Source organism: Pseudomonas sp. NY15181 (genome assembly GCF_048068055.1).
Classification (GTDB): domain Bacteria; phylum Pseudomonadota; class Gammaproteobacteria; order Pseudomonadales; family Pseudomonadaceae; genus Pseudomonas.
The window spans coordinates 128,712-140,435 of the sequence record NZ_JBLUPT010000004.1 but is presented as its reverse complement, the minus strand read 5'-3'; the positions used below and the strand labels follow the sequence as shown (position 1 = coordinate 140,435).

Below are 11,724 nucleotides of genomic sequence, written 5' to 3'. Positions count from 1 at the left end.
AACGCCCGGCATCCTGCCGGGCGTTTTCGTTTTGCTCAAACGCTTACTGCTTGTGCAGCTTCCACGCATCGCCATGGGGCGCGGTGCCCTTGTCGTATGGGCGGAACAGCGTCATGTAGGCCAGGCCCAGTGCGATCACGATGCCGCCCACCAGGACGATTCCGTAGTTCAGGTACCAGGGCGCATCCGGCGTGCGCGGCCAGGACATGTTGACGATCGCCAGCACGCCGTAGGTCAGCGCCAGGATGTTCACGATCCAGCCCCAGTTGCCCAGGGTGAAGGCGCCGCTCGGCTTCCAGCCACGCATGCGGGCGAACAGGGCGCCACCGACGATCATCTGGAACGACAGGTAGATGCCGATGGCGGCGAAGCTCACCACCATGGCGATGGCGTTCTGCAGGTAGAAGCCGGCGCACACGATGGCGCTGGGCACCACGCCGCAGACGATCAGCGCGGCGGTCGGCACATGGGTGTTGGGCGACAGGCGCTTGAGCAGGCCGCTGCCCATTACCATCTCGTCGCGGGCGTAGGAGTAAAGCAGGCGGCTGGCCGCGGCCTGCAGGCTGAGCACGCAGGAGACGAAGGAGACGATGATCACCGCCATCACCAGACGCGCGCCGGTGACGCCGAAGGCGTTGTCGAGGATGGTGGTCATCGGGTCCTTGTCGGCTCCGGAGATCACTGCCTGCATGTCCGGTACCGCGAGGATCAGCGCCAGGGCGGCGAACATCGAGGCGCCCCCGCCGATCCAGATGGTCATGCGCATGGCCTTGGGAATGCGCCGGCTGGGGTTGGGGGTTTCCTCGGCGACGTCACCGCAGGCTTCGAAGCCGTAGTAGAGGAACATGCCCGCCAGCGAGGCGGTGAGGAACGCCGGCCAGTAGTCGCCATCGATGCGGATGTCGAAGGTGTTGAACAGTACCGACAGCGGTTGGTGGCGCTCGAAGATCAGCAGGTAGCCGCCGATTACCAGCGCGCCGATCAGTTCGCAGAGGAAGCCGAACATGGCCACGCGGGCGAGCAGTTTGGTGCCGCTGAGGTTGAGCAGGGTGGCGATCAGGGTCAGCGCCAGCGCGACCATAGTGTTGGTGACCGGGCTGGATTCAAAGCCGAGCAGGGTGGCGATGTAGGGACCCGCGCCCAGCGCCACGGCCGCGATGGTCACGCAGAGGGAGATCGAGTAGATCCAGCCGACCATCCACGCCCAGCGCTTGCCCACCAGGCGCCGCGCCCAGGGATAGACGCCGCCGGAGATGGGGAACTGCGAGACCACTTCGCAGAAGATCAGGCACACCAGCATCTGGCCGATGCCCACCAGCAGGTAGGACCAGAACATCGGAGGACCGCCTGCGGCCAGACACAGGCCGAACAGGGTGTACACACCGACCACCGGCGAGAGGTAGGTGAAGCCCAAGGCGAAGTTCTGCCACAGGGTCATGCTGCGTTCGAAATTCGAGGTGTAACCCAGCGCGCGGAGCTGTTCCGCGTCGCGGTCCAGGGCAATGCCTGGCTGGATCGGACTATTCATCGTGGTTGTCCTGTTTGAGGTTTTCGCGTCGGCAGTGCAACGGAAAGCGTTGTTGTTATTGTTCGGCGCGGGACCTGGCCGCGCGCCGTCTTCCTTCAAACCTCAGGCCCTGGTCGGTTACAGCTTGATCCAGGTGGCTTTGAGCTCGGTGTACTTGTCGAAGGCGTGCAGCGACTTGTCGCGACCGTTGCCCGACTGCTTGAAGCCGCCGAAGGGCGCGGTCATGTCGCCGCCGTCGTACATGTTCACCCACACGCTGCCGGCGCGCAGGGCGCGGGCGGTGAGGTGGGCCTTGGAGATGTCACGGGTCCATACCGCCGCCGCCAGCCCGTACGGGGTGTCGTTGGCGATGCGAATGGCTTCCTCGGCGTCCTCGAACTCGATGACCGAGAGCACTGGGCCGAAGATTTCCTCGCGGGCGATCTTCATGGCGTTGCTCACGCCGTCGAACAGGGTCGGCTCGACGTAGGTCCCGCCGGTTTCCTCAAGCACGCGCTTGCCGCCGGTGAGAATCTTCGCGCCTTCGTCCTGGCCGGCCTGGATGTAGCCCAGTACCTGCTCCAGCTGACGGCCGTCGACCAGGGCGCCGACGTTGGTTTCCGGGTCCAGCGGGTGGCCGGCTTTCCAGCCTTTCAGCGCTTCGACCACCAGCGGCAGGAACTTCGCCTTGATGGACTTCTGCACCAGCAGGCGCGAGCCGGCGGTGCAGACTTCGCCCTGGTTGAAGGCGATCGCGGCGGCGGCGGATTCGGCGGCGGCCTGAAGGTCCGGGGCGTCCTCGAAGACAATGTTCGGGCTCTTGCCGCCGGCCTCCAGCCAGACGCGCTTCATGTTCGATTCGCCGGCATAGACCATCAGCTGCTTGGCGATCTTGGTGGAGCCGGTGAAGACCACGGTGTCCACGTCCATGTGCAGGGACAGGGCCTTGCCGACGGTGTGGCCGTAGCCGGGCAGCACGTTCAGCACGCCGGCCGGCAGGCCTGCGTCGATGGCCAGCTGGGCGATGCGGATGGCTGTGAGCGGCGAGCGCTCGGACGGCTTGAGGATCACCGAGTTGCCGGTCGCCAGGGCCGGGCCGAGTTTCCAGGCAGCCATCATCAGCGGGAAGTTCCACGGCACGATGGCGGCGACCACGCCGACCGGCTCGCGGGTGACCAGGCCGAGTTGGTCATGGGAGGTGGCGGCCACTTCGTCGTAGACCTTGTCGATGGCTTCGCCGCTCCAGCGCAGGGAGTCGGCGGCGCCCGGCAGGTCGACGTTCAGCGAGTCGCCGATGGGCTTGCCCATGTCCAGGGTTTCCAGCAGCGCCAGTTCCTCGGCGTGCTCATCCAGCAGCGCGGCGAAGCGGATCATCACGGCTTTGCGCGCGGCAGGCGCTTCCCGCGACCAGACGCCGGAATCGAAGGTGGCGCGGGCGCTCTGCACGGCGCGTTCGGCGTCAGCGGCATCACAACTGGCGACCTTGGCCAGCAGGCGGCCGTCCACCGGGCTGATGCAATCGAAGGTGTCGCCGGAGGCGGCGGCAAGGTACTCGCCCTGGATGAAGGCGCGGCCTTCGATTTTCAGGGCCTTGGCGCGGGCTTCCCATTCGGCGCGGGTTGGCTGGCTCATGCGTATCGCTCCTCGTTCTTGCTGTTGTTGGCGGGGACGGTTCGCAGACCGTCTCGGGCTAATACATTTAAAACCATATCTTATGAATCGGCGATTGCCAATACAGGTCGAAAAACGAGCGGTATAAAGGGGTTTTTGCGCGGAAATACCTTGCTGAAACTGCGGGAATCGATTTAAAAATATGGAGACATAGTTTTGAGCGAGGCCGCAGCCCAGCTGACAGGTAGACTCGCCATCAACGCCAGAACAGGAATTTCTCGCGCAGGAAGCGTCCGCGCTCCTCGCACTGCTGCCTATGAACGAATTCAGGAAAGTCCGCCCAGCCAGTTTCATGCGCCTGCGCCAGGAAGGGCGCACCGAGGAAGTTGCGCGCCGGTTGGTGGAAATGGTCGACCTCGGTCTCTATGCCGAAGGCGAACAACTGCCCAGCGAAAGCGAGCTGGCGATGCAGTTCGGCGTCGCCACCGTGACCCTGCGCGATGCCCTGGCTGAGCTGCGCGAACGCGGAGTGATCGAGACCCGGCGTGGGCGCAACGGCGGCAGCTTCGTTTGCTCGCCGCAGCACACGTCCGAGGACGCCTTGCTCGGCCAGTTGCGCCAGATGAGTGCCCTGGAGTTGCGGGACCTGGGGGATGAACACGTCGCCATCGCTGGCGCTGCTGCGCGTCTGGCGGCCCAGCGCTCCACGTCTGATGAGCAGGCGCGCATTACCCAGTACCTCGATGCGCTCGCCAATGCCGGCACACGCCAGGAGCAGCGTCGCGCGGATGCGCGCTTCCACATCGAGATCGCCGTTGCCGCCCAGTCCGTGCGCCTCACCCACGCGGAGACGCGCCTGCAGGCGGAAATCGGCGAATGGCTGTGGCTGCCGGTGGAAGGTTTCCCCGGCGCTGCGGCCGTCGAACAGGAGCATCGCGCCATACTCGAAGCCATCAGCGCGGGCGACTCCAATCTGGCCGGCGCCCTGGCCGAAGCCCATGTCACTCGTGGCATCAAGCGTCTGATCAATCTGCGCCTGAGCCTGCTCGCCGACGACGGCTGAGTGGCACAGTGCTTGCTGCTTTCACGATGCGCTCGAACGGGCGCCTGCAATGACTCACCGAACAGACCCAGCGGGCCTCTCTGGCCCGCCCAATAACAAGAACAGCAACAAGAACAGCGAGGCCCCCGGTCATGTCCAGCGAGCAACCCACGGATGAACTCCAGCGCTGCGCCCAGCGCATCGACGCTTCCATCCGTAACGTTTTCCAGCGTCTCGACGAGCTGGCCGGCGAGGTCGTGGCGATCTGGCGCGCGCTGGCGGAGGAGGGCAAGCGTCCTTCCTCGAAAGACCTCGGTGTCTTGCGTCCGCGCATCCAGCACGACCTCACCGACGACGGCACGCGCCTGCACGGTACCGGCGTGGTGATCGAACCGGGCGAGCTCGCCGACCAGGACATGTACCTGGAGTGGTGGTATCACGGCCGCGGCAACAAGGTCGTGCCCATGAGCCTGAACTTCAACCGGCGCAGCGAGAACTTCTACAACTACCTCAACATGCCCTGGTTCTCGCGGCCGCGCGCCAGCGGTCAGCCGTCGGTGGTCGGGCCTTTCGTCGACCTCTACGGCACCGACCTGTACATCCTTGCCTTCTCGGTGCCGATCCAGGTGGACGGCCGCTTCATCGGCGTGGCCGCCGCCGACATCGCCCTGCACGAGTTCGAGGGCGTGCTGCTGGGCAGCCTGATGCAGATGGGCCACGAGGCCCTGGTGGTCAACGGCGAAGGCCGCGTGGTGGCTGCCAACACCGCCAACTGGTTCACCGGCGACCTCGCCCGGCGCACGCTGGGCCGAGATGCGCAGGGGCGCGAGCAGGAGCTGGCCGAATCCTTCTCCCACTGGGCGGTCATCGAGCGGCCGCTGAACCGCCGACTGGCCGGTGCGGCCTGAAGCTGCCAAATCTCGTGTAAACGGCTAGGCTAGGGCGGTTCCCTCATCGACGGATGCCGCCATGAGCCAGTCGCTCGACACCCTCTCCGACTTCGAACCCTTGAGTGCAGTGGATGCCCGCGTTATCGGGTGCCTGATCGAAAAGCAGCTCACCACGCCCGAAGCCTACCCGCTGACCCTGAATTCCCTGGTCACCGCCTGCAACCAGAAGACCAGCCGTGACCCGGTGATGAACCTCACACCCGGGCAGGTCGGCCAGTCCTTGCGCCATCTTGAAGGGCGCCAGATGACCCGCCTGGTCATGGGCAGCCGCGCCGACCGCTGGGAGCAGCGGCTGGACAAGGCGCTGGAACTGGTCAAACCGCAGGTCATCCTGCTCGGCCTGCTGTTCCTGCGCGGCCCGCAGACCCTCAACGAGCTGCTCACCCGCAGCCAGCGCATGCACGACTTCGACGATACCGAGGAGGTCCGCCATCAGCTCGAGCGCCTCGCCGCTCGCGGCATGGCTGTGCAGCTGGAGCGCCAGAGTGGCCAGCGCGAAGACCGCTACATGCACCTGCTGGGCACCGAGGAAGACCGCGAGGCCGCCATCGCTGCCAGCGGCAGCCGCAGCTCCGGCGAGCGCAGTGACGTCGGTGGGCATGACGAAGGCCGCCTGGTCGAGCTGGAAGCCCGCATCGCCGCCCTGGAGGAGCGCCTTGCCCTGCTGGAGCTCGGCGTCTCGCGGGACTGAATCAGGTATTCGCCACAGGCCGACCGACTTTGGTCGGCCTGCTCTCCCTCTAATCAAGCGTTAACATTCGGTCTCGATAGTCACCGCATTACCCGTTTCAATCCGGAGTTCACCATGAGTCGTCCTTTCTCCCAGGCCCAGCTGACCGCCGTGCTCAGCCAGCTTTCGGAAACCGACTTGAAGACCGTGAACGATCTGAGCGGCAATCGTGAGCGAAACCTGTTGGTCATTCGTGAGCTGTTTCGACAGGGACTGATCAGCGGCGTGCTGATCGATGACCCGTTTGGCGCCGAGGACGGTGACGGTCCCTTGCTCTACAGCGCAGAGCGTTTGCGTATTCGCCGGAGGCAGGAGGAGATAGCTATCGATGTGGAGGCCGACGCCCACCGGGCGGTCTGGGCAGCTTTGGTCGTCTAGTTTTCTATTCGCCTGCAGTTTTTCTACCGCTCATTTCAGCTGCCACCTCGCCGGCTCCTGTTCTTTCGAAAGCATTCGAATAGCCGGCTCGCGGCTCCCCAACAGAGGCGCGATTGACGTGCCCTCCACGATCTGCGTCGGTCCGGGCATGACGATTCCCTCGCTTCTCAAACCTGTTGATCGGCTGTGGCAATGGTCGTTGACCTCTTGCTTACCCTCCGCTTGAGCCGTGCTCTCTCTCATTTCGTATCAGAAAATTCTGCCGCTATCTGAGGGGTATTGATCCAGTTGGTAGGGTGTCCGCCGACAGCTCTTGCGCTCGAAAAATCTGACACTGCACACCTCGTTTGCATGCCCGCATTGAGTGGGCATGCCTGGCCATGCGTGCGCTCATCTCTACCCATCCCACTGCACCGCTCCGCTTCGGAGTCCGTGTTCATTCGCGATGGCCGTGAGCGTTACGTGGACCGGAAGTCTCTTTCAACTGACTGGGTGGAATGTGCGTTCAATGCAGATCAAGGTTCTCAGCGTCTTAGCGCACTTGAACCGGGGCGCTAGCGCACTTGTAACCCGGATATTGAGCTTCGGCCGTTACCCGAGCCATCTCCGAACTGACGGCCTGGACGGTCACCGTAAAGTTGGCTTTTTGTCCGGCATTCGGGTTAACACGTTGCAGAAAGGCGCTGTAGGTCTTCATGACACGTCTCCTGATGGGCGTCGGAGACAGTATCGGCTCGACCTGCGTCACCTCATGTCGCAGTCGCTTTATCGTAGAGAGCGGCAGTGCGTAACGCGGTGGCGGCAATGTCATCTCGCATATCGAGAGGCTCCAGCACCTCCAGCAAATCGCCTTGACCCAGTAGCCACAGCTTGAGGCCCTGGCTGGGGAGCAGGCTCCCGGTCATGAGCCAGCGATCGTCGGTCTCTTGAACGAGCTGTTGGTCATCGGTCAGCGGGTTTTCTACCAGGCGCTCGAACATTTCTTTTCGCAGGCGAAGGCGAATACCAACCGAGGCATCGGACTTCAGATCCACCAGGCTATAGCGCGCTTCGATGGAGTTGATGTCGTATGCCTCTGGCGCCTTGATGTCATAGAAAATCGTCTTGACTGAGACGAAGCGGTGTAGGGGAAGAGCCCTGGGGCGATCTGTTGGCCGGTGATTTTCGAATACGCAGGACAGGTAGATGTTGGAGTCCTGATACGACAGCCCCAAGGGCTTCAGGCGATAGGTCTTCGGTTCTTGGGCTCCCCGTGGTACGTAGAGCGCTTCGACAGAGCAGTTATCTAGCAGGGACTGTTGCAAGGTACTGAGTACCGTTGCATCCACTCTACCGGGATGTAGGGTGATGAAGCGGGTCGTGCTGATAATCTTCTTCGACCAGTCTTCAGTTGGTCGTGCGTCCTTTAGCACCGATCTGGCGTAATTTCGCAGGGTCGCCAAATTGTCGACTTGTGCCTGCATGCCGAAGCGGGAGGCGTGATCCATGATCATGGTCAGATTCATCGCGTCAGTGGGCAGTAAGTTGAGGTGAGCCAGCGAGCGCGTTGCCCACCAGCGATAGCCTTGCCCCGTTTCTTTCCGATGCACCTGAAGCTCATATTCGTCGAGCAGCCACGCCAGATCGCGCTGAAGCGTCCGTTTGCTGATGCTCATTCCCTGCTCGTTGAGGCGCTCGTAGAGCGCATTCGTATCCACGGCGCTTGCCTTGGGTGGCAGCATATTCAGCAGTGCATGCCGTCGCTTCAGTTCATTCATCCCTGATCTCCAGTGTCTGTACGGCGCGACACAAGCTGTCGCGAGCTGGGGAGATAATAAACAAAAGATGGCAAGGCGATAGCGAGGGGCATCAAGTGAGCCGATTCGGGAAAGCGTTGTCGTCTGCACGTACACAAGCATGCTGCTGGCATGAAGTCGCTCGGCGATTGCGTTGCGCTGCCTTGCCGTGGGTGTGATGTCGGTATGGCATTATGCGTTGAGGGAGTGTGCTACTCCCGGCGCTTCAGCAGTGAACATGCACAAAGTCACGGAGTAAGGAGTACAGGGATGCAGGTAGTAGATGGCGAGCGCCTCTATTCGGCTTCGGATATTTGCGGGTTTCTCGAGTGTGCACACCTGACGGTAACCGATCTGGCCCACCTCGACTCGCCGCAGCAGAAGGCGGAAGAGAGTGAGGAAAATCGCCTGATTCAGGAGAAGGGGCTGGCTCATGAGGCGGCTTATTTCGCCCGTCTCCAGCAAGAGCACGCTTCGGTGGTGGATATTGCCGCGAGTGGCGCGCGCTCCTTGGCCGAGCGGGTGGCCTTGACCCGAGAAGCCATGGCGCGTGGGGTCGACGTCCTATTCCAGGCCACTTTTAGGGAGGGCATCTACGTTGGTCATGCCGACTTCCTTAGGAAGGTTGCTCGCCCGTCTGCGCTGGGTGACTACAGCTATGAGGTCATCGACACCAAGCTTGCCAAGGCGCCCAAAGCAAAATTCCTGATCCAATTGGCCCTGTACTCTCGGCTGCTGAAGTCGCTCCAGGGACATTCGCCTGAGTACATGCATCTGGTTCTGGGTGATCCGGCCCAGAGCGAGCGGAGCTTCCGAGTGGCTGATTACACGGCCTACCTCGACCGTGTACTGCAGCGTTTTGAGGCATTCGTATCCTCTTCGGTGCGGCCCGAAACCTACCCTGAACCCTGCGGACATTGCCGTTTCTGTGGTTGGCGCGAGCGATGTGCCGAGCGCCGCGCACAGGATGATCATCTGTCGGCCGTGGCGGGTATCAGCCAATTGAACATTCGCCATCTGCAACGAGCAGGGGTCATGACGCTGGCGCAATTGGCCACCGTGGGGGAGGGGGTTCAGGTGCCCAAACTGAGTGCGGAAACCTTGGCCAGGTTGCGCCATCAAGCGCGTCTGCAGCACCAAGGTCGGCAGGATGGCGTGCCGATATTTGAGCTACTCCCTGAGCAACCTGGCAAGCGCGGCTTTCGACGTATTCCCGAACCTGCCCTCGGCGACCTGTTCTTCGACATGGAAGGGGATCCTCTCGAGGACGGTGGTCTGGAGTATCTGTTTGGACTCTACATTGTCGATAGCGAAGGCGAGCGATTCACGTCCTTTTGGGCGCATTCGCGTAAGGAGGAAAAGGAAGCCTTCGAGGCCTTCATCGATTTTGTGATTGGGCACCTGGCTAACTATCCCAACGCGCATATCTATCACTATGCCAGCTACGAGGAGACCGCACTCAAGCGGTTGATGACTCAGCATGGCACACGGGAGGCTCAGGTCGATTGGCTATTGCGCAACGGCAAGCTGGTGGATCTTTACAAGGTTGTGCGTGAAGCCATTCGGGTGTCCGAGCCTGGGTACTCGATCAAGAACATCGAGCATTTCTATATGGGGCGCCGCGCTGGTGATGTCACCAATGCCGGAGCCAGCATCGTGTTCTATGAGCGCTGGAAGGCAACGTTGAATCCCGACTTGCTGGAGCAGATCGAGCGCTACAACGAGGATGACGTGCGCTCGACCTATCTGTTGCGAAACTGGTTGTTCGAAATTGCCCCGGCCCCCTCGGACTCTCAGGATGTGACCGTCTCCGCCGAGCCAGTGGATCAGCCTGCGGCCACTCTCGCGAATGAGTTGGAGCAGCGTCTGGAGCACTACCACCAGCGACTGTTGGGCAGCTTGCCCAGCGATGACACGCTATGGGACGAGCAAGCGCAGGTTCGGCAACTGATTTTTCAGCTACTGGATTTTCACCGTCGCGCGGCGAAGCCGGAGTGGTGGGAGATGTTCAAGCGCGACGACATGAGTCGCGAGGAGCTTCTGCAAGATGTTGAAAGTCTGGCTGGGCTGGTGCGCACCGATGCCCCGCCGATTCCCGACAAAAAATCATTCCTCTACCAGTACGCATTTCCCGAGCAGGAAACCAAGTTGCGCAGTGGCTCCCAGGCGAAGGTGATAGGCAGTTCGAAGACTGTCACGTTGCATCACCTGGATTTGCAGGGACGCTTCGCCACGCTCAGGGCCACAAAGGCCAATGAGCCGGCAAGGAGTCTTGACCTGGGCCCGACTGCTCCGATCGGCACGGAGGTACTTCGCGAGGCCATCTTCCGCTACGCCGATGCAATCCTGGCGGACGCGTCTCAGTATTCGGCGATCGGTGATTTTCTGCAGCGCCGGCATCCACGTCTACGTGGAACGACCATGGGCGAGGTCTTACCACGGGCCGATGCACCGACACTGAAAGCGGTGCAACAGGTTGTGCGTGGTCTCGATTCGAGCGCGCTGTTTATCCAGGGCCCACCGGGTGCCGGTAAGACTTTTACCGCTGCCCACGTGATTGTGGATCTGCTGCAAGCGGGCAAGAAGATCGGCATAACGTCCAACTCCCATCATGCGATTCACAACCTGCTGGCGGCGGTGGAGGCCTGCGCAAAAGCGGCGTCTTTTGCGTTCTGCGGTTTGAAGAAATCAACGAGCGATGAGGACACACGTTTTGTGGGGCAACTGATCGTGTCGGTGGACAGCAAGGAACAGTTGCTCGCTCAGTGGCGCGCTGGCGCCGATCTCATTGCAGGTACCGCCTGGACGTTCGCTGACTCGGCGCTTGATGGCGCGTTGGACTATCTCTTCATCGACGAAGCGGGTCAGGTAAGTGTGGCCAATTTGGTCGCTATGGGGATGTCCGCGCGTAATTTGGTGCTGCTGGGGGATCAGATGCAATTGGCTCAGCCGGTAAAGGGGCAGCACCCTGGGCGCTCGGGAGATTCGACGCTCGATTACTTGCTCGATGGGAAGTCTGTGATCCCGGCAGGCTATGGCATCTTCCTGAGCCAGACTTGGCGCATGCATCCACGTCTGTGCGCGTTTGTTTCGGCAGTGGCTTACGAAGGGCAATTACGCTCAGCGCCGGGTACTGAGCGGCAACAGCTTCTCCTTGATGGACAACGCCCATGCATTCCAGCTGCGGGCTTGTATTTCCATCCCGTCGCGCACGAGGGCAATAGCCAACGCTCCCAAGAGGAAGCCAAGGTGGTGCTGGAACTCTATACGTACTTTCTGCGCCAGCCCTATGTCGACAAACAGGGTTTTCAGCACCGAATCGGTGTGGAGAACATCCTGGTTGTGGCGCCTTACAACCTGCAGGTTCAGCTGCTGAAGGAGCTGCTTCCGGCAGGCGCCCGGGTGGGGACGGTCGACAAATTTCAGGGCCAGGAAGCCGAGATTGTCATCGTCTCGATGGCGACCTCGAGTGAGGACTACCTGCCACGCGATATTGGCTTCTTGTACTCGCGCAATCGATTGAATGTAGCGGTTAGCCGCGCGAAATCCCTGGCGTGTGTCGTGGCTAATCCTGCGCTCACGGCGATCCGCTGCACCACGCCGGAGGAAATGGCGCTGGTGAATACGCTTTGCCAATTGATCGAGTACGGAACGCCGCCCGGCGAAGCTGCTAATCAGTGAGGGTATTCGAGCGGTAGCCGCACGCCACGACACTTGGTAGACAGAGAAAA

Annotated in this window: 9 protein-coding genes; 5 read left to right on the top strand and 4 right to left on the bottom strand. The window is 61.7% G+C overall.

The window, feature by feature from the left end; all coding sequences use genetic code 11:
- Positions 1–43 precede the first annotated feature (43 nt).
- On the bottom strand, positions 44–1,528 hold the full coding sequence (locus ACNFBT_RS12365) for an APC family permease (RefSeq protein ID WP_416749657.1): 1,485 nt from the start codon (positions 1,526–1,528) through the stop codon (positions 44–46).
- Positions 1,529–1,645: 117 nt separating this feature from the next.
- Positions 1,646–3,139: an aldehyde dehydrogenase gene (locus tag ACNFBT_RS12360; protein WP_416749656.1), complete on the bottom strand. Its 1,494-nt coding sequence runs from the start codon at positions 3,137–3,139 to the stop codon at positions 1,646–1,648.
- Between the two features lie 331 nt (positions 3,140–3,470).
- Here ACNFBT_RS12360 and ACNFBT_RS12355 point away from each other — a divergent pair, with 331 nt between their 5' ends.
- The 4 genes from ACNFBT_RS12355 to ACNFBT_RS12340 all read left to right on the top strand — a co-directional run bounded on the left by ACNFBT_RS12355 (position 3,471) and on the right by ACNFBT_RS12340 (position 6,218).
- On the top strand, positions 3,471–4,181 hold the full coding sequence (locus tag ACNFBT_RS12355) for a FadR/GntR family transcriptional regulator (RefSeq protein WP_416749654.1): 711 nt from the start codon (positions 3,471–3,473) through the stop codon (positions 4,179–4,181).
- A gap of 131 nt (positions 4,182–4,312) precedes the next feature.
- Positions 4,313–5,068 carry a cache domain-containing protein gene (locus ACNFBT_RS12350; protein WP_416749652.1) on the top strand — a complete coding sequence of 252 codons (756 nt, stop codon included), beginning with the start codon at positions 4,313–4,315 and terminating at the stop codon, positions 5,066–5,068.
- Positions 5,069–5,129: 61 nt separating this feature from the next.
- Positions 5,130–5,801, top strand: coding sequence for a YceH family protein (locus ACNFBT_RS12345; RefSeq protein WP_416749650.1), 672 nt, complete (start codon positions 5,130–5,132; stop codon positions 5,799–5,801).
- Positions 5,802–5,915: 114 nt separating this feature from the next.
- Entirely contained in the window at positions 5,916–6,218 is a 303-nt protein-coding gene (locus tag ACNFBT_RS12340; RefSeq protein ID WP_416749648.1) for a hypothetical protein, read from the top strand.
- A 532-nt stretch (positions 6,219–6,750) separates the two neighbouring features.
- Here the strand turns inward: ACNFBT_RS12340 and ACNFBT_RS12335 are convergent.
- Entirely contained in the window at positions 6,751–6,915 is a 165-nt protein-coding gene (locus ACNFBT_RS12335) for a hypothetical protein (protein WP_416749647.1), read from the bottom strand.
- A gap of 52 nt (positions 6,916–6,967) precedes the next feature.
- Positions 6,968–7,975: a helix-turn-helix transcriptional regulator gene (locus ACNFBT_RS12330; RefSeq protein ID WP_416749646.1), complete on the bottom strand. Its 1,008-nt coding sequence runs from the start codon at positions 7,973–7,975 to the stop codon at positions 6,968–6,970.
- A 288-nt stretch (positions 7,976–8,263) separates the two neighbouring features.
- Here ACNFBT_RS12330 and ACNFBT_RS12325 point away from each other — a divergent pair, with 288 nt between their 5' ends.
- The gene (locus ACNFBT_RS12325; RefSeq protein WP_416749644.1) at positions 8,264–11,674 is read left to right on the top strand and encodes a TM0106 family RecB-like putative nuclease; all 3,411 of its coding nucleotides are present in this window, start codon (positions 8,264–8,266) and stop codon (positions 11,672–11,674) included.
- Positions 11,675–11,724: the final 50 nt, after the last annotated feature.

Excerpts from the sequence above, each read along its gene's own strand:
- ACNFBT_RS12365 (WP_416749657.1), bottom strand. The coding sequence starts at position 1,528 with ATGAATAGTCCGATCCAGCCAGGCATTGCCCTGGACCGCGACGCGGAA.
- ACNFBT_RS12360 (WP_416749656.1), bottom strand. The coding sequence starts at position 3,139 with ATGAGCCAGCCAACCCGCGCCGAATGGGAAGCCCGCGCCAAGGCCCTG.
- ACNFBT_RS12355 (WP_416749654.1), top strand. The coding sequence starts at position 3,471 with ATGCGCCTGCGCCAGGAAGGGCGCACCGAGGAAGTTGCGCGCCGGTTG.
- ACNFBT_RS12350 (WP_416749652.1), top strand. The coding sequence starts at position 4,313 with ATGTCCAGCGAGCAACCCACGGATGAACTCCAGCGCTGCGCCCAGCGC.
- ACNFBT_RS12345 (WP_416749650.1), top strand. The coding sequence starts at position 5,130 with ATGAGCCAGTCGCTCGACACCCTCTCCGACTTCGAACCCTTGAGTGCA.
- ACNFBT_RS12340 (WP_416749648.1), top strand. The coding sequence starts at position 5,916 with ATGAGTCGTCCTTTCTCCCAGGCCCAGCTGACCGCCGTGCTCAGCCAG.
- ACNFBT_RS12335 (WP_416749647.1), bottom strand. The coding sequence starts at position 6,915 with ATGAAGACCTACAGCGCCTTTCTGCAACGTGTTAACCCGAATGCCGGA.
- ACNFBT_RS12330 (WP_416749646.1), bottom strand. The coding sequence starts at position 7,975 with ATGAATGAACTGAAGCGACGGCATGCACTGCTGAATATGCTGCCACCC.
- ACNFBT_RS12325 (WP_416749644.1), top strand. The coding sequence starts at position 8,264 with ATGCAGGTAGTAGATGGCGAGCGCCTCTATTCGGCTTCGGATATTTGC.